15 protein-coding genes are annotated in these 22,667 nt (G+C 41.1%); all 15 read right to left on the bottom strand.

What is annotated here, in order from left to right; translation table 11 throughout:
- Positions 1-19: 19 nt before the first annotated feature.
- Positions 20-919 (bottom strand): UbiA-like protein EboC, encoded by a 900-nt coding sequence (gene eboC, locus Q4534_RS20320; protein WP_303614989.1) that lies wholly within the window; start codon positions 917-919, stop codon positions 20-22.
- 8 nt (positions 920-927) lie between these two features.
- Entirely contained in the window at positions 928-1,839 is a 912-nt protein-coding gene (locus tag Q4534_RS20315; protein WP_303614988.1) for a TatD family hydrolase, read from the bottom strand.
- Positions 1,840-1,943: 104 nt separating this feature from the next.
- Entirely contained in the window at positions 1,944-2,831 is an 888-nt protein-coding gene (locus Q4534_RS20310; protein ID WP_303614987.1) for an EboA domain-containing protein, read from the bottom strand.
- A gap of 315 nt (positions 2,832-3,146) precedes the next feature.
- A complete protein-coding gene (locus tag Q4534_RS20305; RefSeq protein WP_303614986.1) occupies positions 3,147-4,307 on the bottom strand; it encodes a Gfo/Idh/MocA family protein in 1,161 nt (386 codons plus the stop codon).
- A 50-nt stretch (positions 4,308-4,357) separates the two neighbouring features.
- On the bottom strand, positions 4,358-5,389 hold the full coding sequence (locus Q4534_RS20300) for a sugar phosphate isomerase/epimerase (RefSeq protein WP_303614985.1): 1,032 nt from the start codon (positions 5,387-5,389) through the stop codon (positions 4,358-4,360).
- A 168-nt stretch (positions 5,390-5,557) separates the two neighbouring features.
- On the bottom strand, positions 5,558-6,763 hold the full coding sequence (locus Q4534_RS20295; RefSeq protein ID WP_303614984.1) for a class I mannose-6-phosphate isomerase: 1,206 nt from the start codon (positions 6,761-6,763) through the stop codon (positions 5,558-5,560).
- A gap of 29 nt (positions 6,764-6,792) precedes the next feature.
- A complete protein-coding gene (locus Q4534_RS20290) occupies positions 6,793-7,860 on the bottom strand; it encodes an aldose 1-epimerase family protein (protein ID WP_303614983.1) in 1,068 nt (355 codons plus the stop codon).
- Positions 7,861-7,972: 112 nt separating this feature from the next.
- Positions 7,973-8,770 carry a DUF1080 domain-containing protein gene (locus tag Q4534_RS20285; RefSeq protein WP_303614982.1) on the bottom strand — a complete coding sequence of 266 codons (798 nt, stop codon included), beginning with the start codon at positions 8,768-8,770 and terminating at the stop codon, positions 7,973-7,975.
- Positions 8,771-8,845: 75 nt separating this feature from the next.
- Positions 8,846-11,503, bottom strand: a complete 2,658-nt coding sequence (locus Q4534_RS20280; protein WP_303614981.1) for a c-type cytochrome — start codon at positions 11,501-11,503, stop codon at positions 8,846-8,848.
- A gap of 210 nt (positions 11,504-11,713) precedes the next feature.
- Positions 11,714-13,219 carry a RagB/SusD family nutrient uptake outer membrane protein gene (locus Q4534_RS20275; RefSeq protein ID WP_303614980.1) on the bottom strand — a complete coding sequence of 502 codons (1,506 nt, stop codon included), beginning with the start codon at positions 13,217-13,219 and terminating at the stop codon, positions 11,714-11,716.
- 29 nt (positions 13,220-13,248) lie between these two features.
- Positions 13,249-16,341: a TonB-dependent receptor gene (locus Q4534_RS20270; RefSeq protein WP_303614979.1), complete on the bottom strand. Its 3,093-nt coding sequence runs from the start codon at positions 16,339-16,341 to the stop codon at positions 13,249-13,251.
- 336 nt (positions 16,342-16,677) lie between these two features.
- Positions 16,678-18,186 carry a RagB/SusD family nutrient uptake outer membrane protein gene (locus Q4534_RS20265; protein ID WP_303614978.1) on the bottom strand — a complete coding sequence of 503 codons (1,509 nt, stop codon included), beginning with the start codon at positions 18,184-18,186 and terminating at the stop codon, positions 16,678-16,680.
- 20 nt (positions 18,187-18,206) lie between these two features.
- A complete protein-coding gene (locus Q4534_RS20260; RefSeq protein ID WP_303614977.1) occupies positions 18,207-21,281 on the bottom strand; it encodes a TonB-dependent receptor in 3,075 nt (1,024 codons plus the stop codon).
- Positions 21,282-21,518: 237 nt separating this feature from the next.
- A complete protein-coding gene (gene rplS, locus Q4534_RS20255; RefSeq protein ID WP_303614976.1) occupies positions 21,519-21,887 on the bottom strand; it encodes a 50S ribosomal protein L19 in 369 nt (122 codons plus the stop codon).
- 48 nt (positions 21,888-21,935) lie between these two features.
- A complete protein-coding gene (trmD, locus tag Q4534_RS20250; RefSeq protein WP_303614975.1) occupies positions 21,936-22,661 on the bottom strand; it encodes a tRNA (guanosine(37)-N1)-methyltransferase TrmD in 726 nt (241 codons plus the stop codon).
- Between the last annotated feature and the right edge of the window lie 6 nt (positions 22,662-22,667).

The following is a 22,667-nucleotide window of genomic DNA, read 5'->3' as shown; positions in this document are numbered from 1 at the left end:
TTAAGCCTCTTTTGGTTCACTAGGTAACCGCAAACCCTTTTGCCAGTTGCAAAGATAAAGGTAATAAAAGTAAAATCACCAAGCCTACTATCCAGCCGGCAAAGGCAACAGCAATGGCGGCATTCACAATGATCAAAGCCAACACTGCCGCTTTAACAGATTTCCCGATTAATGCGGGCTCTTTGTACTTCAAGGCTTTAACGAGTGGGGGAAAAATAAAGTAACTTAGCAAAGCCAAGAAAGGCAAGCTTTCCCACCAATCCTCGATATTACTATAGGCCAATAGGAATATAAATCCTACAATGACTGCATATATCGCCAAACCTGATTTTAGTGCCAAGATATTTTGGCCATGAACTTCACCACGACTTACCATTGTAATGGCAGCAACATAAAGCAGAGGGATTAGGCCAATGTACCAATAACTTTGCACTGCTCCTTCTATTAGACTCATGCCTAACAGCAAATTCCCTGCCCTGCAAAGCCCCATATTTATGGGACCAAATATATTTTGATGTTTCCCCCATGCATCATAAAGCACAGCAAGTAAAGCCACACTTAAGGCAATGCCTGCAGAAAAAGTACTTACTTGCCAGGCGGCCATTACTCCTACCAAAAGCAAAAGAAAAGCCATTATTCCGGCACTTTTGACCGAGGCTTGCCCGCTTGGAATTGGGCGTTCAGGTCTTTCGACACTGTCGAGTTCTGCATCAAAGACATCATTAAACGCAACACCTCCTCCATATAAGCCTATGGTGGACAATATCAGCCAAGCAATGGACTTGATAATGTCCTGATCCATATCCTGTATCAAGAGATAAACCGCGCCGGAAATGGCTGCACCAGCCAATATATCTGCAATTGCGGTAACAATATTTGCCGGTCGGGTGAGCTTAATGTGTGCGATGATAGATGACATCAGTAAATTTAATTCTCTATAATATTTGAGGAATCACTGTCTACTCGAGGGTTTTGTCCTCCTCTAAGTACAGTATTTCCACCCATTTTTTTTGTTTGGTCGATTGGCTCTTTTTCTAACCAGTCTTTTTCCTCCATCTGCCCACTTTGGCCATAAGCTTTCAAGGCATTTCCATAGCAAGTCATTTTGATATGCTCTTCCGGAATACCTTTTTCACGCATCAGAGCAGCTGTTTTTGGCACAGCCAAAGGGTCACTGATCCCCCAATCGGCAGCACTGTCTACAATTATTCGCTCAGGGCCATACTGACGGACTATTTCTACCATTCGCTCACTCCCCATTTTGGTATGGGGATAAATGGTAAAGGCAGCCCAATAACCTCGATCAAGAACATCATTTACAGTTTCTTCATTGTTATGATCCACAATGACCATATTCGGAGCAAGGCCATGCTCTTCACTCACATCCATACTTCTTATGGTTCCCTTCTTTTTGTCTCTGTGTGGAGTGTGAATCATAACAGGCAAGTCTACTTCCTTTGCCAATTCAAGTTGCAAGCGATAGAATCTATCCTCTGCCTCTGTTTGGTCATCATACCCAATCTCACCGATGGCCACTACTCCTTCTTTACTTACATAAAGTGGCAGCAACTCCATCACCTCTTCGGCCAAGGCTACATTATTGGCTTCACGAGAATTGAGCCCGATGGTGCAATAATGCACAATCCCAAATTGCTTGGCTCTGAAACGTTCCCAACCTACCAAGCTGCTAAAGTAATCCTGAAAACTTCCTACTTTGGTTCTTGCTTGTCCCAACCAAAATGCAGGCTCAATAATGGCTACGATGCCCGCTTTTTGCATGGCTTCGTAATCATCCGTAGTTCTGGAAGTAACATGTATGTGTGGATCTATATACATCATAACGCTCAAATTTATATACTAACCTATGTTAAATTAAATGCAAATCATAACGATTACAAATGAACGGAAAATATCAAGTGAAAACGGCAAACTTTGCCAGTAATTTAGTTTAGAGCTTCAAAATCTTCACCTATTCTCTCCCAATTGATTTCTCCATTTTCAATCTTTTCTTTTATTTCCGGCTGCTTGGCCAATAGCTCTTTGGCAGCTAGGTTGTCACTTTCATGGCAGGCTAGGGCTGCTGCCAACTTCTCCAGCTCGTCTCCCTTTTCCCCAACCTTTTCTAAAAGGCCAACAATTTCTTCATTAATAAACGGACTTAAAAAGCGCCACAACTCCGGAATTACATTTCTACCGGCAGACCAGCGTTCATGGATATAATCAACAAGGGTGGTTGCCAAATTAACATTCTGACGTTGCTCAACCCCCACAATCCGATAAAGTGGACGTTGCATAAAAATAGCTTTTAGGACCATCTGATTCCACGCCTGCTCACTTAAATAGTCTGCAGGATAAGGATTGTTAAGGGCAATGGCATCGAAAACGGAAGTCATATTGCTTCTCAACCCCTCAGCAGCACGCTTTGTAAATTTTTCTTGAAAAGGGTAAATAGGCAAGGCTGCATATAGTGCTTCTTGCTCATGAATATCTGCGGATTCAAAAAGTTTCTCCATGTCTTCAAACCATTTTTTATGGTCTTCCGAAAAGGCCTCCAATACCAATATCACCCGAGCTGTCTGCAATCCGGTCCAGTTTTTCAAGGAAAAACCACTTCTAATTGCTTCTGCCTTTTGTAAGGTTTCAATAGGCAAATCCATTGGATGCTTGGAAAAATGTCGGGAAGCTTGGCTAAAAGATAAAAACAGCTTCATGGACCCCTTGTCCGCTTTAATCTTAGCTACCTGAAGTTCCAACCAATCCATGCTTTCAGCACTAGCAACGACTGCTAAGCTTTGCTTTAAAAATTCTATGGTGGATGAAATACTATTCATACTTTTTTAACTTTTTGTTAATTACAAATATAACATTTATTCCATTGCTGTTTTTTGAACATGAGAACAATCATAAATCTATCAGCTGTTTTTTTCCTTAATAAATAAAAATTTGATTAAAGCCAGCTATACCCTTAGGTCTTCCTAACATTGAAGCTAAAAAAACACCAGGATTAAGGCCAAAAAATAAAATCAATTCCTTCAATTAGCTATACCCTATCATATTATTCAAACCTGTCCCTAAGAAAAAAAGCCAAGCCATTTCAAAACTGAAAGGCTTGGCTTGTTCCTAGGTATTAAATGAACTTATTGGAATTATTCTTGCCAATCAACACCTGTATCTTTCCAGCTTCTGGATTTAGCTGAGTCTAAGACAGCTTCACAAACCTTCTGTGTTTCAAACGCATCTCTGAAGGTTGGGTGGCATGGTTCATTTCCTTCCAAGCTTTTGAAGAAGTCAGCAACTTGGTGGATAAAGGAATGCTCATAGCCAATGCTTGTACCGGGAATCCACCAACGATCCATATATGGTTGATCACCTTCCGTAACATGTACAGAACGCCACCCCCTTACTTCAGGCTCATCATTATGGTCAAAGAATTCCAACCTGTTGAGGTCATGTAGATCCCATCTAATGGAAGCATGTTCTCCATTGATTTCAAAGGTATAGAGGGCTTTATGACCTCTAGCATAACGAGTTGCTTCAAATAGACCCAACGAACCATTATCAAAATGGCAATGGAATGCACAAGCATCATCTATTTCTACTTTTTGTTTTTCACCACTTCCTTGGTGTACCCTTTCCTTGATAAAGGTTTCCGTCATGGCAGAAACATCTTTGATGCCACCATTTAACCACATGGCAGTATCAATACAGTGGGCCAAAAGATCACCTGTCACACCTGAACCGGCTGTGGCAGCATCCAGTCTCCATAAGGCATCTCCGCCTTGTGGCAACTCAGGGCTTATGGTCCAATCCTGAAGGAAGTTGGCACGGTAATGAAAGATTTTTCCCAACTTACCTGAATCAACAATTTGCTTGGCCAAGGTTACGGCCGGTACTCTTCTGTAGTTGTACCATACAGTGTTTTTCACCCCTGTTTCTTCCACAACCTTCACCATTTCTTCTGCTTCTTCCAAGGTTCTGGAAAGCGGTTTTTCACAGAGAATCATTTTCCCTGCTTTTGCAGCTGCAATCGCAATTTCTGCATGGGTGTTGTTAGGGGTACAAATATCAACAGCGTCGATATCGTCTCTTTCAATTATTTTTCTCCAATCTGTTTCATAGGAGGCATAGCCCCACTGTTCTGCAAATTCTTTAATTTTATCTTCCCTTCTGGAACATGCGGCTTGCAAGACCGGACGGTACTCATATTCAGGAAAAAAGTCTCCCAATCTCTTGTACCCGTTGGTATGGATTCTGCCCATAAGGCCCGTACCTATTAGTCCTATTCTTATTTTCTTTTTCTCTGACATTTTTTATTATTTTGGTTGCTAATCAATTGTTGGCGAAAGTAAGCTTGACACTATGCTTTCCAACCATGTTTTTCTCTTACCGAAATCAAGGCTGCCAGGATATTGTTCCAGGTGTCTTCCTTTTTCATCACTTCATTAGGGAACATGCATCCGTCCCAGCACATGTGCTGAAAAGCTTTGGTCAATTCTCCATTTTCATCCCGAAGCCAGTAACCTGCATCCTCTGCGATATCCAGTTTACCGTTAGGATCATTCGCCAGGCAATGTCTACCTGTTTTGTCATGTGATCCGGAACCAAAGACAGTGGCATCATTTTGAGCTACATGGAAATCAATGGTCCAAGGCCTTAATGCGTCTGTCATTTCTTTTAAAGCAGCCTTCCAGACAGATTTATCTTTCCAGTCATATCCTTCAGGAAGTAATCTATGTTCAGGATAATTATAACCCAAGGTGTACAATAATGTATGGGCCATATCTGCCTGAAATCCTAAATAAGGGCTATTTACAGATTCAAGCGTTTCAAGCATTATTTTCCAACTGTGCATTCCTCCCCAGCAGATCTCACCTTCGGCAGCAAGTTTTTCTCCGTAATTTTCAGCAATTTTGGCGGCTTCCTTGAGGGTATCTACAATAATTTTTTGGCTTCCTTTAGGGTCTTTTGCCCACAACTCAGGGCTACTAGCGGTATCTATTCTAACAATTCCATAAGGTCTAACCCCTATGTCTCTTAATTTTTTTGCCAGCTTGCAGGATTTTTCCAATAAATCCAGGTAGGTTGCTCTGTCTTCCTTCGAACCAAGAATTGGTCCTCCCCAGATGGGAGCCACCACACTTCCAATATTTAGATCAAGAGCGGAAACTTTATCTGCTAATTTTTTTACCCCGTCATCATCCATTTCTAAATCAATATGGGGATCAAATAGTCCGATGTCCACACCGTCAAATTTAACGCCATCTACTTCAGCGTTGGCGGTATTTTGTAACATCTCATCAAATGAAATGATAGGCTCGGAATCAGGACCTTTTCCAACTATTCCAGGCCATGTTGCATTATGTAATTTAGGGAAATTATTTTGGGACATAATTTAATATGGTTAGCAATGAATAATTAATTTAAATCATACTATTAAACGGCCGTTTTAAGATGAATATTCACCTTAGAATTCGCTGTTTAAAATTTTTCATCAATTTAATAAATAACTATTGGAATCCCATTCAAATGAGGCTTCCAATAGTTATCCTTTAAGCTTCTAAATGCTCAAATCCGGATTTTCTGGACCAAAGTGTTTCAGCATTACAATGGGATCAGTTTTGGAAAGGTTGGTGATTTTCACTCCTTCCTGAGCTGCTTTTTCGGTTACAAAATACTCATCATGGGTCAGTTGACCATAACGAATCAAAGAAGGTGTTTCTATATCCCAAGCTCCCATGGTTCCATGACCTTGCATCATGATCATCCCATAGGCAGCACTGTCTTTTATTACTACTGTTTGGCCGGGAAGAACGGTCAGTTCTTTGGCACTGAAAGCTTCGGATCTATAACATATCCAGTTTTCAATATAACCTTCTGCTTCCATCTCTTCGGTGTCCTTGACAGGTATAGGAGCCATAAAACGAGTTTCCAGAATATTAGGATCAACGTTTAATTCCCAGTCAATCACTTCCATCAATTGGTCATAATCACCTATCCTGTCTTTTGGTGTTCCTTTCCATAACAATTCCTCAGGAATGATGGCTTCATTAACCAATGATTGGTACATGGCAAATACATCAGAAGATTTCTGAGGTTCATAGGTACACATACTGCCAGGAGCGTGTAGCATCCCCGGAGGAACATCCCATCCGGTTCCCGGATCCAGTTTGAAGGCCTGAGAAAAGCTGGTAATCTTATTGTCTCCTTTATTAAAGTTTTTGAGACATTCTTTGATTTGTTCTTTGGTAGTACCCGGAGCTATTCCAAAAAAAGTATAAGGGAAATCTCCTCCGTGATTGTTCAGTTGAGGTGGAAAATAATACGCTTCTGGCTTGCCTTTCATACCGATTTTAGCAGCATGTTCATCATTGTGGTGAATATGGTGTGGCAATGGGCCCATATTGTCAAAAAACTTAGAATACATTGGCCAGCTTTCGTATTCGTCCCAAAGCCTGTCTCCTATGATTTCACCTTTCAGCTCATCAATGACATCCTTCAATAAAATTTGTTCTTCTTTTCCGTCTTCTCCTAAGACCACTTTACTTAAGCCTTCATGCTCACCGGTAAGGGGACCGTTTTCAGCAGGGCAGGTAGACGAAAACCATCGCTCATCAATTCCACCTCTTTCGCCTCCTAATATATAATAATCATCCGGGTGAAGCTTAATCCTTCTTCCGGGTACACAAAAAGATCTGGGTACCCAGGTAGGTGCCAAACGCAAAATACCCTGTCCTTCTTCTAATGCTTTTTTTGCCAAACTCATAGGTTCTATTTTGATTTATTGTTAATGTATTACGCTTTGTTTTCTATAAATGATTGAATTTTTTTCTTGTTTGTTAGAATGTCAAACACCAATTCATACTTTCTTTTTTCTCCCGGTTTTAATAGGATCAAGGTTCCTTCTTCCCTGGCTTGGGCTTGTCCATAAGGAGGATTGGTTCCCGGCTCCAAGGCGGTAACATACTCATTTTCTCCCCAATGCTGCCAGTTGATCAACCAAGGCAGTTGGCTTTTATCAAAAGTCATCCTAAAAGCAAAACCCAAGGATGAATTGTACAAACCGGCTCTGCAACGGTCATCAGATTCAGGACTTGGCTTGATAAAAGCCACATCTTCACCAAATCCGCTATGCGCTTCCATAGGCGCAGGACAGGATTTAAAATCGTTGTCCTTATTAAAAATTCGATTGTTTGGGCCACCATCGCGGGCTTCCCAAGATCCATTCCAAATTATTTGCGTCCCCTCATCTACCAAAGGCCAACCAAAATTAACATGGTAGAGCAACATATGAGGAGCCTCAACATTGGAGATATTGGTAATCTCATCTGATATTTTAAGGTAAGGCTGCCCCAAAATACCGGAAATGGTTCTTTTCAGTAGAAGATTAGGCCCGAACACACTGCATTCCTTAATCAAGCCTGTAATATGCATTTCTAAATCTCCCGAATGAATGTCCGGTTGTTTTATGGCAATGATCTCGGCAGGATTATTGGAAATCCTCCCATGCAATCCCCTCTTTCCATACGCGTCATTCTCAGGACCTCCCACATGCGAAAGACCACAAGTGGTAAGTAAGCCTCCACCAAAAGTACTTAACCAATCTATACCATCAGCAGTAAATGGAGCGGGGGGAGTAATGCCCACATGGCTTATCCAAGCAAGTCCATGCTCCCCAAACTGGGCTGTGGATATGTCCATGGCCCTGTCCAAAACAAGCTGGTAGCGAAATCCTGCTCCTGTATCAATATTGGCTATTCTGACACCTTTGCCTGTCCCATTGTCCAATATGGCAGTTTCGATACCTCCCAGCTGTTTTACATTTCCTACCTTCCCTTTCCAACGCTGATTCTTTGGATTCATATATTTTTTTAAGCTTAATTTGACTAAAATAACAATCCATTTCCGGCAAACTATCCTGCTCTGTAGGGTTCATCTCGGTGAAGGCATTGTCGATTTATATAAACAGCTAAAATTAAAGATTTTTTAAATAAATATTGCGATAAGCTACTTGCATTGGAGGCCCTACATGCACCTGCATGCCTAAATATCCTTTGGAAGTGCTATTGGCAGGATCCTCATCAGTAACATCACTCATAAGGGTGCCGTTGATATAGTGTTTCAAACGGTTGCCTTTGGCAACAATACGTATTTCATTCCAATCATTGGACTTCACTACTTTTCTCATTTCGGCCCTATCTCCTAATTCCTTCACTACTTCAAGGCCCAACCAAGCATTTTTCTCCACATTGGCTCTGAGGTTGCCTTCTTTTTCTTGAGGATTAATCTTGGTTTGTTGACCGATATAAGCTAGTGTTGTTCTTTTTCTCTCTTCGTAATTCTGTCCTGTATAATTATTTTTCCCGTCAATATCTGCTTGGTAACCTTTAAGGGCATGCGCTAAACCTTCCACCGGTTCACTTCGATAATTGACGCCTGAGTTACCTGCTTCAGTAATTTTAAACTCCGCTTTGAACTCAAAGTCTGCAGGTTGACCACCTTGATAAATTATAAAATGATTTCTTTCCAATTTGGTCTCTTCTGTAATCTCCCCTACTATGGTGCCATTTTCCACCCTCCAGTAGGTGGCATCTCCATCCCAACCATTCAGGCTTTCACCATCAAAAATCTTGACAAAGCCATCATTTGAATCTGCCTTGGCAGGACTTTCCTCTTGAACAGTTGCAGTTTCCTCTTTTTGTTGGCCGGAGCCACAGGCAAAGGTCAGTGCAGAAAATGCAAGCACTGAGGTTATTTTAAGTATATTTTTCATTAGGTGATGATTTAGGTTGAAAGTTTTCAGGCCAAACAATACTTGCTTGGCCTGAAATTCATATTAATTTAAAGTTTATTGATACACTTCGTGATTGGGATTTCCTCCTGACACAAGGTATGCCATCAAATCTTTTAGCTCCTCTGCATTAAGTCTATTGACCAAGCCGGGTAACATCACTGAAACTTCAGACTCTTTGGTGCTTGTCACTTTATCCTTTGGTATCTCCATAATCATATCCGGAGAAAAAGGATTTTGGGACACATAGTAAGTCGTTTCATCTTCTCTAAGGAGTCTACCCACCACAGAAGACTTGTCTCCCATAACGAAAACCATTGCAGCATATTGATCTGAAATGACATCATTCGGATTAATTGTTGCTTCAAGGATATCTTTAGGGCTAAACCTGGTACCTAATTGCGTAAGGTCCGGCCCAACAACTCCACCTTCACCTCCCATGGCATGACATGAGCTACAAAGCGTGGCATTAAACATGGCCTTGCCTTTTTCCAGATCTCTTCCTTTAAGATCCTCTACCAAAGGTGCTGCTTCTTCCACTGTCCATCTTTTACCCGGGCCTTCAGGCTGAATAGTCGTTTCTACAATTTCGTTTCCTGAACCTGAAAGTCTTTTTCCACCGGACAATTCATCATAATGATCAAATTTGGATTTTGGAACGGTACTTAGTGCCATCTTCCTTGCCCGGTCTATAAAGCCCACATAACTTCTTCCTCCTTTGTATTGGAAGGCGTTATTGGTCCAGTTAAAATATTCTTCATAAGAAGATTCATCCCAACCTGCTTTCGCACCTCCAAGCACAGTGGCCAGATAAGTCTGTTGTGCCGGTGGAACATTGGCCAGCATATTGGCGATATCCAATCCATACCTTGGGTTTCTCATGATCAAATCAGAGGAAGCTGTAAGGGTTTTTTGGAAATTAGGATCATCTTCTGCTTCGTCCAACATGCCCAATAACTTAGGCACAGCGGATGGAGCTTCCAATTTAACCAAGACTTTACCCATAACCCTGTTTATTTCATTGGTCTCTGCAGGGAAATGCTCATCCAAATAGGCTATCAATTGATTTCTTACCGCTCCTGATGGGTTTCCATGTCTGGCGATTACTACTTCAAAAGCCCTGGCCAAATTCATTTTGTCTCCCTCATCAAGCGATCCATAATCAGCTTTCATCAAAGCTTGAATCATCTGGTCTCTTTGAGAAGCTTTTCCATGTCTTGCCAAGGCAATAATGGCTTGTGTCAAGGCCTTGGTATTGGTTTCATTAAGGGCTTTACTTTGCCATTCGGACAATGGCTGATGTTCCACCGCAATTCTTGCGGCATACTGAACAAAGCGATCGCTATAGCTCAAATATGGCCAAGCAAAATCAATCGCACCGGATTTAGCCCCTGTATGGTAAGCTTCCAGACTTCTTCTTATTTTATGCTCCTCAGGTAAATCTGCCTCTGTAAGGCCTCCTTTACTCTCTCCACTCAAGTCTCCTGTATAATGAACCCGGTACAAGTCAGACTCCAAACGTCTTCCTCCTGTCATAAAATACAGCGCTCCATCAGGTCCAATTACTCCATCTGTTAATGGCAAAGGTGAACCTGAAATAAATTCCTCACCTGTAGCGGAATAGGAACCTCCACTAGGAGTAAGATTAATTTTATACATGATCCCAAAACTCCAATCGAATGCATACAATGCATTGCGGTATTCTTCCGGAAATTTGGCTTTGCTTCCATAAAAAACATTGGTTGGTGATCCCTGTCCGATATTCAACACTGCCGGAAGGTTGTCTGTATATTCCGGAGACCATTTCATATTTCCTGTTCTCCATCCATATTCACTTCCACTGGTTACATGGTTAATTCGTGTAGGACGGTACCACGGCATTCCAAAGTCCCATTCCATATCAGAATCATAGGTAAACAAGTCACCTACTTCGTTGAAGGCTACATCAAAGGGGTTTCTATAACCCACACTTACCAATTCCCATTCTTTACCTTCAGGGTCAATTTTAGCTACCCATCCTCCCGGTGCACCTCTGCTGTTCGCATGGCCTCTGGGGTCCTTGATTTCAGGGATCAGGTTGTCATTCTCCCATACACGTGGAATCCTATAATGGTCCATTTCCGGAACATCTATATGGTTACCTACAACAATGTAGATGGATTGACCATCAGGAGAAACAACCATACTGTGTGGACCATGTTCACCAGGACTTCCGGTAAATTCTTTTAAGGTGGTTATTTTATCAAATTGGTCATCACCATTGGTGTCTTGTAGTCTATAGAGACCTGTGCTTTTGTCAAAATCATCATTGGCACGGTGATTAACCATAACATACAGGCTATTGAAAGCATACAATAAGGCTTGGGCATATCCCATTCCAATTTTGTCGTCTCCATTATCTCCTATGATCAGTTTTTGAACAGTGGGAGTCAATGAGTCTGATCCAATTGCAGGAACTTCCAATCGATAAATTGCTCCATATTGATCGACGGTCAAGAGTCTATTTTTGTCATCGAAAGTCATCCCTACCCAAGAGCCCTGATCATTTTCTCCGGGGCTGTATAGGTGTTCGGCTTCAAAACCTGTCGGCAATTTTAATTTGGCTACTTTGGGATGTACCTCCTTCTGATCGCCATCGCTTTGCCCGCATGAACCCATCATTAACAGGATCAGGCCGGCCATTAGCCAATTCTTCATCATTTTAATTTTATACATAAGTTTGTTGTTAATTCAGCTTCCTACAATCAATTGTTTACCACAGGCTTGAAACCAATTTTAAAATTAACCCAAATTCGCAGCTTATGATAACCAATAATGTCGAAATAAAACCTTTGGTCATAAAAACCCAAAAAACAACGGAAAGCTTTGTCGCTTTCCGTTGTACCTTAAACCCTTATTGAGATTTAAATTTAAATACAAACCTGATTAGAAGTGAGGGGTTATCTCCGCTTCCGCTGCAGGTAATGCATAGTATTTAGTGATGTTTGAAAAAGCATGATCCCTAAACGTCGCCCCTTCAGGATAATAATAATCCAGAGGATTGGCCATAGCTCTTTGACCAAATGCACCAATGATCTCCTGAACCCTGTCGGCCCTGGTGATATCAAACCATCTTTTGTTCTCAAAAGCAAATTCAACTCTTCTTTCTTTAAAGATCGCTTCTCTCATATCGCTCTGACTTGAAGCGGTAGTGGCTTCCAAACCTGCTCTATCTCTGATTTGGTTAAGGTATGCCGCTGCCTCTGCTGTTTTACCTTGCTCATTAAGGGCTTCTGCCAAGAAAAGTAAAACTTCTGCATACCTGTAAATAGGCCAATTGGTGCCATGATTTCCGTGTAAATCATGGTGTTTTGCATATTTCTTAATGTAGGGATATACTTTATCTTCCCTGTCACTACCTTCAATCTCTACATAAGCGATAGACGCATCCTTTCTCAAATCTCCATCTTCGAATGCCTCAATAATATCCGGCGTAGGAACATTATTACCTTCACCATCAAGTCCTTGAGTATTGGAAGTACCCGTAATTGGCTGTAACTCCTGAGAAGAAATCGGTCGAGGCATAAAACTATACAAGAAGCTACTATTCAGGCCTTCAGGTCCTTCGAGAAACTGAACTTCAAATAAGGATTCCATATTGTTTTTATTACCTACACTTTCAGAAAACACGTCTTCATAGTTTCCAATAAGCTCATATTCTCCACTATTAACAATCGCTCTTAACAAAGTCTCAGCCTCTGCCCATTTCTTTTGGGTAATGTAAACATCCGCCAATAACATTTGAGCCGTTCCTTTTGAAGCCCTTCCTACGCCCTGAGAGGACCGAACAGGAAGCATTGAAATAGAGGCTTGAATATCACTAATAAGCTGATTGTAAATATCTGCTTCCGGGGAAACAGGCAACGCAGCTTCCTCACGAGCAGTTACCGGCTCCAAATGAAGCGGCACTCCACCAAAATACCTTGCCAACTCATAATAGGCATATCCTCTTAAGAAAAGGGCTTGGCCTTTAAGGTTATCCTTACTTGTTTGGTCAAACTCTACCTCATCAATAACCGAAAGAATTTGATTGGCTCTGGCAATGATCAAATAGTCTTGACGATACTGACTGAGTACATGGCCGTTGGAAGTAATTCCATCAGCTTCCGGCAAGGCATGGTCGGAAATATCTTCTTGTTGCTCTGTGGCTCCAAAATTGATATTTCTAGCATAAATTGTATTGTCAGATCGCATTTCACACAATAACCAAGATCGGCTATTTGCTATAGAACGCAACGGGGCATATGTAGCATTAACTGCTTGTTCAAAATCCGCCTCTGTTTTATAAAAGGTGGCTGAACTTAGTGCCGTTTCAGGTGATAGGGTCAAAAACTCTTCACAGCTTGACACCATAATACCCAAAAGCACAATGAATATATTTATTTTTTTCATTTTTAATCAAATTAAGGTAAAAAGCCTGATTAGAATGTAATGTTTGCACCGATAGTGAAGGTACGCGGAATTGGATAACCTGTAAGGTCAACTCCTGGGCTTAGGTTTCCACCATCTCCACTACCATTGTCTTGACTAACCTCAGGATTACCACCACCCCAGTATGGAGTAAAAATATAGACATTCTGAACTGAAGCGTATAGCCTGGCTGCTTTCACCACATTGGCAATCTTGCCAATATCATATCCAAGAGTAATGTTTTTAATAGAGAAGAAAGAAGCATCCCAAACAAAATTACTATTTGCCCAATCTCTTTCAATTCCTGTCACATTACCACCTCCAACTGTGGTACCGAAGATTCCTTCTCCGGGATCCTCAGGCGATCGGAAACGATCCGTGGCTTTAGCAACCATGTTAAACACACCATCCAAATTGGCAGTACTGTATAGGTGTCTCATGTACAATTGATGACCTTGAGAACCGGAAGCAATGATGTTCAAATCCCATTTTCCATATTTGAAATTATTGGTAATGCCGTAAGTAAAGTCAGGGAATGGGTTACCTATAATGGTTCGGTCATCATTGTCACCACCACGAGTAATAATACCATCGCCATTTACGTCTTCCAGTTTAATAGATCCTACCGTAGATCTACCCGGAACCTGTGGTGAATTGTCTAAATCTTCCTGATTCATATAATTACCCAATTTGTTCAAGCCGTAAAATTGACCAAAAGGCTGTCCTACTTGCGTAATATGATAAGAACCATAAACCCTGTCAATTCCATCGGCCAAGGCTACTACCTCATTCCTATTAAAGGAAATATTGGCATTGGTTGTCCACACCAATCTTCCCTCCGTATTTCTGGAAGAGATAGAAAATTCATGTCCCCAGAATTTGATTTCACCGATATTATCTGTGAAGCTTCCAAAACCGGCCTCTTGAGGAATCTGCACATTGTACAACAGGTTGGAAGTATTTTTAGCGTAAAAATCATAAATGAATGTTACCCTATCATCAAATAAACCTAAATCAAGTCCTATATCAAATTGTCTGGTTGTTTCCCAACCTAGGTAAGGGTTAGATAAGGAGGTAATCGCTGCTCCCGGTACTACTGTATTGTCAAACACAGAATTTACAGTATTGTTAACCAAAGCGTACTGCGTATAATTACCAATATTATTGTTACCTGTCACCCCAAAGCTACCTCTGATTTTGGCAAAGGAAACTTTATCGCTGGTATTCAAGAAACCTTCATCAGACAAAACCCAACCTGCGGAAACAGAAGGGAATACACCCCAACGATTTTCTGCTCCAAACCTGGAAGAACCATCAGCTCGAATGGCTGCTGTCATTAAGTATTTACCTTTAAAGTTGTAAGTCAATCTGGAAAGAAAGGAGGTCAAAGACCATTCCTGAACATCAGATGAAGTACCACCTCTACTAATATTGATGGCGCCTTGTATGGTTGGAAGCCTATCATCCGCATAGGTGTTTGCTGATATTCTGGTTCTTTCTCTTCTATACTTCTGGTTGGTAAACCCACCTAACAACTCGAAACTATGGTCATTAATGGATTTGTTGTAAGTAACCGTATTTTCATTCAACCAGCTGAAATGATCATAATGATCCCTAACAGAGGATGCAACAGCTGGAATAGCAATGTTGATTCCTTGGGTAGCTGTAGAGGGGTTGAAATAAAAATATTTGCTATTTCTTATCTCTGCATTGATCGTCGATTTAACCACCAAACCTTCAATTGGCTCATATTGAACGTATGCGTTGGAAAGCAAGTTGGTCTGCTTGGTCTCATTAGTGATTTCCAGTGCAGAACGCACATAATTTGGATAGGCAAAGATATTACCTGTTTCTGCCGGGAATCTATTGTAATAAGTCAATTCACCTTCGTCATCGTAAATTGGCATATTTGGCCAAGCATGTAAAGCATTGAACAATATACCTGTACCTCTTGAACCATCTGTTCTAGGCGTATTGTCCCGAATGTATTGTGGGGCAATATTGAATCCCATAGAAACTTTCTCAGAAGCCTTATAATCCGAATTGATCCTTAAGGAAAAACGCTCATAATCTGTATTAAGCACTACACCTTCCTGATCAAAATAACCTGCCACTACAGAGGTACTCATTTTTTCTGTATTGGAGTTAATGGTCAGGTTGTAATTAGATATTGGTGCGGTTTGTAACAAGGCATCGTACCAATCTTGGGTTTGTCCTTCATAAGAAGACGGGTTCTGAAACATCTCTGGAACATCCCTGCCTGCATCTTCATAATATTCCTTTTTGAACTGGGCAAACTCAACGGCATCCATCATTTCAAGACGGTTGTAATGAGGTACATTTTGTAAACCTTTGTACACATTGAGAGAAACACTCGACTGTCCTGCTTTACCTCTTTTAGTAGTGATTAGAACCACACCATTCGCTGCCCTAGAACCGTAAAGTGAAGTAGATGCAGCGTCTTTCAAAACTGTGATGTCCTGAATCTCATCCGGATTTAAAGTAGAGATATTTCCCGTGATAGGAAAACCATCCACTACATATAACGGATCACTCCCTGCGGAAACAGACAATTGCCCCCTGATTCGAACATTTATGCCCTGACCCGGTCTACCTGTGGTTTGGTTGATCTGAACCCCGGCTAGTTGCCCCTGAAGCTTTTGCCCTATTTGGGTGGCGGGAATATCCATCAAGTCATCTCCATCAAGGGTTTGTACCGCTCCGGTAATCTCTTTCTTCAACTGACTACCGTATCCTACCACAACTACCTCAGATAGGTCACTCATGGAAGATGCAAGGGTTACATCATATTGCGTTTGACCACCTTGAATTGTAATTTCTTTGGTGGCGTACCCGATATAACTTACTGAAAGAACTTCTCCTGCAGCAGCTTCTACCTGAAACTTCCCATCGAGATCAGTAACTGTTCCTCGAGTGGTCCCTTTTACCAATACCGACACTCCCGGTATGGTTTCGTTATCGCCTTCTGAGCGAACAACACCGGAAACGGTGCTTTGCGCATAAGAAGCGAAACTCAATAACAAAGCAGCCAAAAGGGTAAATAACTGCTTGCTATCCAAAAATTGGTAACAATTTTTTTTCATAATAAATAGGTTAAATTGAGTGGGTAAATTGACTCATTCATCAGTTTAATGATGAATTTAATCACAATTAAACCCTAATTTTTTCTAAAACTGTCCTGTACTGTGCTGAAAAAATAAATCACACTTTCCCCTACAAATCAGATAGGTATATCATAGTTCTATCCGAAAAACTTGAATTAAAAAAATTATATTTTGAATTTTAAAAAACAAAAGAATTTCATAATCTTTAAATCAATCTTCATCAAAGCGAATAATTAAATATTCTGGCAATGTTTAATAAAAGTAATTGGGTTTCAGAAAACCATAGTCCTCTGAAACCCAATAAAAAGATAAAAATTAATAACCGGGATTCTGTACCAATGAAGAATTGATCCTCATTTGATCCTGTGGAATTGGAAACAAAATCTCATGGGCCTCAAATATAAAGTCATTGTTAGAAAATGGAATACCTTCTCTGGAGGTGGTAGGGTTTTCTCTTTCTCTTAACCCATAGGCATTGAGCATATTTACCAACTCACTTTCAGTCTTCGTCCGTTTCAAATCAAACCAGCGATGGTTTTCAAATGCCAGTTCTATCCTGCGTTCATTAAGGAGCACTTCTCTGAACTCATCTTTACCCAAGCCATTTACCGGCTCCAACCCGGCCCTGTCTCGAATCTCATTCAGGTACCCTAAGGCTGTTCCTGTGGGACCTTCCTCTTCATTGATGGCCTCCGCAAGCATTAACAACACATCTGCATATCTGATTACAGGCCAATTGTCATTGGTAACTCCTCTGATGGAATGGGGGTGGTGAAACTTATTGATATAAGGCACAGCTATATAAGTACCTTCAAGGCTGGTATAACCTTCTTTCAAAGACACCTCTTTTCTTAAATCTCCTTCCTCATACAAAGCGATTATTTCATTGGTGGGCGTATTCCATCCACCACCATCCTGACCCGGAAAATCGATGACTGCCCCAACTGACTCCCTTGGTGCAAAGGTGTAAATGAAATTACTTCCCACACCGAATTGATTATCTCCCTGATACTGAATATCCCAAATGGATTCTTGGTGATTTTTGTTTTGCGGATCAAAAACAGCCCCATAATCCTGAAGCAAATCATAACCCAAGGAAGTAACCTGGGTCAAGGCATCAATGGCTTCGGCATAATTTTTTCTGGTCAGGTGTACTTTACCCAGCAAGCTTAAAGCTGCTCCTTTGGTAACTCTGCCAATATCATCCGCACCATAACTTGAAGGCAGTAAAGCAACTGCATCATTCAAATCTGAGAGGATTTGCTGGTAAACAGTTTCCACCGGAGACCTGTTGTATTCAAAAGCTTCTGCAGGAGAGCTCACCGGTTCAGTGATGACAATCACATCTCCAAAATGTTGCACCAAATGAAAATAAAGGTAAGCCCTAATCATTTTCAATTCCCCCTCAGACCTGTTTTTGATCGCATCCGAGGCATTGGATTCCGGCAACTTGCTCAAGCTGGTATTGACATTGACCATGATACCGTAGGTGCTGTTGTACAGATTGGTAATATTTGAAGTAGCCGGATTATATTGCCAAAACTCAAGGGCTTCTAAGCTTGGTCCATTTCCCCTATTCCCCGGATTAAAATGCAGGGTCGTATTGTCTGAGATAAATTCTGTATACTGCCATTGACTTAAATGCCATGGCCTCAATTGACCATATACACCATTAACGGCCTGTACAAGTTGCGTTTCTGTCTGGTAAAAATTATCCGATACCAAAACTGTAGGATCGGTTTTATTAAGAAATTCATCATCACAGGATGTGCTAGCAAATAAAACACCCAGGCCAATGAACAATGTATTAATGTATTTTTTCATGTCTTAAGTCATTTTATGATTTAGAATCTTACTGTTGCACCTAAAGTGAAAGTTCTGGGCATTGGATAAGCTTCATCATCTACCCCTATATTGATACCTCCTCTGGTGTTGACTTCCGGATTGGTACCGGGAAATGAAGTAAATAAAAACGGATTCTCTGCACTGAAAAACACCCTTGCATGGGGAACTACGGGATTCTTAGGAATGGTATACCCTAAGGTAATGTTTCGCAACCACACATGACTAGCATCATACACATATCTGGAATTTGATTCCCGCTGCCATTTCCAAGTATTGGTAGTGGCCCCTCTGCCGTCTCCAGGATTTTCGGCAGATCTCCAGCGATTAACTCCTGATTGAAGGATATTGAACACCCCATCCATATTCATGGTGGTGGCCTCTATATTTCTAAAAACATCGTAATTAAAAGCCCCGGTAAACATTAGGTTAAAATCAAAATTCTTAAAATCTCCACCCAGCGTATAACCTATAATATAATCCGGATGGGGATTACCTATTTCAATCATGTCCTGCTGGTCATAGGAAATCACCCCATCCCCGTTGGCATCAAAATACTTATAGGTACCGGGTACGGCTCCATCCTGATCCGGCCAAGCCTCAATTTCGGCATCAGTATTAAAAATACCTACCATTTTGAAGCCATGAAACATGGCCAATGGCCTTCCGACTTGGGCTACATTGTAAGTACTATAGAACCCACCTGCCCAGATTTCGTCATTTTCTCCCCTAATTTCCAACACCTTGTTTCTATTGATAGTCAGGTTCAGGTTGGACCTGATGTTTACCTGATTGATCATGGTTCTGTAGTCCAAAGCCAACTCCAGCCCTCTGTTTTGTACTTTACCTACATTGTCCAAAGATTGGGTAAATCCTGAAATTACAGGCATCTCAACGGAAAGGAGCATATTGTTGGTAAGCCGATTGTAATATTCTGCGGTTAGAATAAGCCTATTGTCAAACATGGCCCAATCCAAACCTATATCTGTTTGTTGGGATTGTTCCCAACCTAAATTCGCATTGGCAAAATTGGAAAGGACCTGTCCATTGGCAATGCTTCCGCCCAACACGTAATTCGAAATGGCCATATTGGACAAACTTGAATAGTTACCAATCGCATTGTTACCCGTAACACCAAAACTGGCCCTTAATTTCATGTCGGTAATCCAGCGGGTTTCAGGCATAAAAGATTCTTCAGAAATCCTCCATCCTGCTGAAAAAGCCGGGAAATTACCCCATTTATTATTCGCACCAAACCTTGAGCTCCCCTCTCGTCTAAATGAAGCAGAGAACAGGTATTTATCATTAAAGGAATAATTGGCCCTTGCAAAATAGGCCATCAGACTCCAATCCGCTTCTCCTGAGGTAGAAGTCTGCCTAATGGCCGCACTTAAATAGGTTACCTGGTCATTGGGGAACTCATTGCCATTCCCTTGTAGATACTTGTAGGTTTCCTCTTGTACAGAATAGCCTAACAAACCATCCACCCTGTGGTTGCCAAAAATCTTACTGTAAGACAGCAATTGATCTGCCGCTATATTAAGTCTTTCATTCCTTCTTTGGTACAAAGTAGCCTCCCTGGGCGGCGCCTGATTAAATCCTGTTCCTGCCAAGGTAGAAGGCCTGAATTCTTTTTGTTCGGTATTGTCTAGAATGGCGTTTACAGAGGTTCTAAATTTAAAATTTTTCAAAAAGGAAAATTCTAAAAAGCCATTGGTTAAAAGGTTATTTTCTGAAAGGGTCCGCTCCATTTCATGCAATTCCTGCACTACATTGGCAGTACCAAAAACACCGTTGGTTCCTCCAATATAATCATTGAAGCTTCCATCCTCATTGTATACAGGATACCGAGGATCCGCCCATAAAGCACGCCCAATCAAAGCACTTCTACCATTGGTAGACGCATAGTCTTCGTTGGAGCGGGAGGCGGCGATATTCCAACCCATGCTTATAAAATCATTGATCTTGCCCCCGATATTTGCTCTTACATTAAATCTTTCAAAGCCGGTTTCAATTACCGCTCCTTCCTGATTGATATACCCCACCGATACTAGAGAGCGAATGCCACCTTTACCGGCGGACAGGCTTACATTGTAATTCTGAAATCTTGCATTTTGATTGAGAATTTCCTCAAACCAATCTGTGGAGACGGTTGTTTGCTCTGGGTATCGAAATTCAAGGGGAACTTCTTCAATGGAAGGTTCCCTGTTTTCGTAATACCTGATCCTGTCTACAAAACTATCGTGTTTAAACTGGGCAAACTCAACCCCATTCATCATTTTGGTCCTTCTTCCATCGGGGATATTTTGCACGCCTTGATTGACAACAAAATCAAGGTTTACAGTTCCTTCTTTGGCTGATTTTGTTGTGATCAAAATTACTCCATTGGAACCTCTCGCACCGTAAATAGCTGTGGAAGCAGCATCTTTCAATACGGTCATGCTCTCTATATCTGAAGGATTGAGACTTTGCCCCAATGAAGTACCAACAGGGAATCCATCTACAACATACAGTGGTTGACTACCTGCCCCTAAAGAACCTATTCCCCTAATGGTAACTTCCATTTCTTCTCCGGGCCTTCCGGAATTTTGTCTTACCTGCACTCCTGCAGCTTGTCCCTGCAACAACCTTGAAACATTGGTGGTGGGCACTTCTCCAATATTGTCCATATTGATCACAGACACTGCTGAGGTAATGTCTGCTTTTCTTTGGGACCCATATCCTACCACCACTACTTCTCCCAAATCGCCCATGGAAGATTCCATAGAAATTTCATAGTTGGTTCGCCCACCGGAGATGGTTACCTCTTGGCTTTCGAAACCTATAAAACTTACTGTGAGAACATCACCGGGAGCAGCTTGAACCGAGAATGCTCCTTCCATATTTGTGACGGTTCCCCGACTGGTACCTTTAACCAGAATAGACACACCCGGTAATGGTTCATTATCATCCACACTCACCACTATTCCTGAAATTTGGCTTGCCTGGCGGGAATAGCCCATCATTACAAACATTACCATCAGAAAAGTCATAAGGATTCGAAGATAGGATTGCATCCAATCATATCGTTTTCTCATAATTATTTGGGTTTTATTATAAATTTTTAATATTACTTATTGCAATGAAATAAACTTAAAATAAACCAAATGACTATCCTGCACTATCCTGTTTACAAAAAATTTTACACGGAAGGATTAAGCTAAAAACTTATATACTATGGAATGAATCCGAAAAAGTAAAACAATACACTATATCCGAGACAAAAAAAAAGGGAACCCTGCGGTTCCCTTTTAATGATTGAATGGTCAAGGTAATTATTTTTTTACCCTGATTTTTTCTTTAATCCTTGCGGACTTACCATGTCTTCCTCTCAAGTAGAATAATCTGGCTCTTCTTACTTTACCTTCTCTCAAAACTTCAATTTTTTCAATGCTTGGAGAGATGATTGGGAATATTCTTTCTACACCAATACCATTAGAAATTTTCCTTACGGTAAAAGTTTCACCATTGGTATTAACATTTTTTCTTTGAATCACGGTTCCCTGAAACTGCTGTATTCTTTCTTTAGCACCCTCAGTAATTTTTACGTGAACATTAATAGTATCTCCTGCCTTAAAAGACGGGAATTTGGACCTTACATCCTTGTACTCCTGTTCTACGAATTTAATAAGTAGTTCGCTCATTGCTTTACTATTTTGCTTATCGCTTTCCTGGACACTTTAAAAGTATCCTTAATTATCTTTTCGTTCTATATTATTATCGTCATTCTCCTTGGAGTATTCGCCTTGCATTAAGTCAGGCCTCCTTTCATGAGTGCGACGTACCGATTGTTCAAACCTCCATGACTCAATCTTAGCAGCATGTCCCGAAAGCAAAACCTCAGGTACCTTCCATCCAGCATAATCTGCAGGTCTGGTAAAAACCGGAGGCGCCAATAGGCCATCCTGGAAAGAATCTGTCAAAGCAGAAGTCTCATCATTCAAAACACCTGGAAGCAACCTTATAATCGCATCTGTTATCAATGCCGCAGGAAGTTCTCCTCCTGAAAGCACAAAATCACCTATGCTGATCTCCTTTGTAATGAAATGTTCCCTTACCCTTTCGTCTACGCCCTTATAATGGCCGCAAAGAATGATAAGGTTTTTTTTCAATGACAAAGTGTTTGCCATTCCCTGATTAAATGTTTCACCATCAGGTGTCATGTAGATAATTTCATCATAATCCCTTAATTTCTTTAGGGAATTGATACAATTGGCTATGGGCTCGATCATCATGACCATTCCTGCGCCACCACCAAAAGCATAACCATCTACAGTCTTCTGCTTACCAATACCATAAGTTCTTAGATCATGAACTTCCACTTTTGCCAAACCTTTCTCTTCAGCCCTCTTCAAAATTGAATGAGAAAAGGGACCTTCAAGCAGGCCGGGTAAAACGGTTATGATATCAATATGCATCAGCTA

The organism is Cyclobacterium sp. 1_MG-2023 (assembly GCF_030546805.1).
Taxonomy (GTDB): Bacteria; Bacteroidota; Bacteroidia; order Cytophagales; family Cyclobacteriaceae; genus Cyclobacterium.
Note: the sequence above shows the minus strand (reverse complement) of the source record. Positions and strands in the feature narration are given on the sequence as shown.

Excerpts from the sequence above, each read along its gene's own strand:
- eboC (WP_303614989.1), bottom strand. The coding sequence starts at position 919 with ATGTCATCTATCATCGCACACATTAAGCTCACCCGACCGGCAAATATT.
- Q4534_RS20315 (WP_303614988.1), bottom strand. The coding sequence starts at position 1,839 with ATGATGTATATAGATCCACACATACATGTTACTTCCAGAACTACGGAT.
- Q4534_RS20310 (WP_303614987.1), bottom strand. The coding sequence starts at position 2,831 with ATGAATAGTATTTCATCCACCATAGAATTTTTAAAGCAAAGCTTAGCA.
- Q4534_RS20305 (WP_303614986.1), bottom strand. The coding sequence starts at position 4,307 with ATGTCAGAGAAAAAGAAAATAAGAATAGGACTAATAGGTACGGGCCTT.
- Q4534_RS20300 (WP_303614985.1), bottom strand. The coding sequence starts at position 5,389 with ATGTCCCAAAATAATTTCCCTAAATTACATAATGCAACATGGCCTGGA.
- Q4534_RS20295 (WP_303614984.1), bottom strand. The coding sequence starts at position 6,763 with ATGAGTTTGGCAAAAAAAGCATTAGAAGAAGGACAGGGTATTTTGCGT.
- Q4534_RS20290 (WP_303614983.1), bottom strand. The coding sequence starts at position 7,860 with ATGAATCCAAAGAATCAGCGTTGGAAAGGGAAGGTAGGAAATGTAAAA.
- Q4534_RS20285 (WP_303614982.1), bottom strand. The coding sequence starts at position 8,770 with ATGAAAAATATACTTAAAATAACCTCAGTGCTTGCATTTTCTGCACTG.
- Q4534_RS20280 (WP_303614981.1), bottom strand. The coding sequence starts at position 11,503 with ATGTATAAAATTAAAATGATGAAGAATTGGCTAATGGCCGGCCTGATC.
- Q4534_RS20275 (WP_303614980.1), bottom strand. The coding sequence starts at position 13,219 with ATGAAAAAAATAAATATATTCATTGTGCTTTTGGGTATTATGGTGTCA.
- Q4534_RS20270 (WP_303614979.1), bottom strand. The coding sequence starts at position 16,341 with ATGAAAAAAAATTGTTACCAATTTTTGGATAGCAAGCAGTTATTTACC.
- Q4534_RS20265 (WP_303614978.1), bottom strand. The coding sequence starts at position 18,186 with ATGAAAAAATACATTAATACATTGTTCATTGGCCTGGGTGTTTTATTT.
- Q4534_RS20260 (WP_303614977.1), bottom strand. The coding sequence starts at position 21,281 with ATGAGAAAACGATATGATTGGATGCAATCCTATCTTCGAATCCTTATG.
- rplS (WP_303614976.1), bottom strand. The coding sequence starts at position 21,887 with ATGAGCGAACTACTTATTAAATTCGTAGAACAGGAGTACAAGGATGTA.
- trmD (WP_303614975.1), bottom strand. The coding sequence starts at position 22,661 with ATGCATATTGATATCATAACCGTTTTACCCGGCCTGCTTGAAGGTCCC.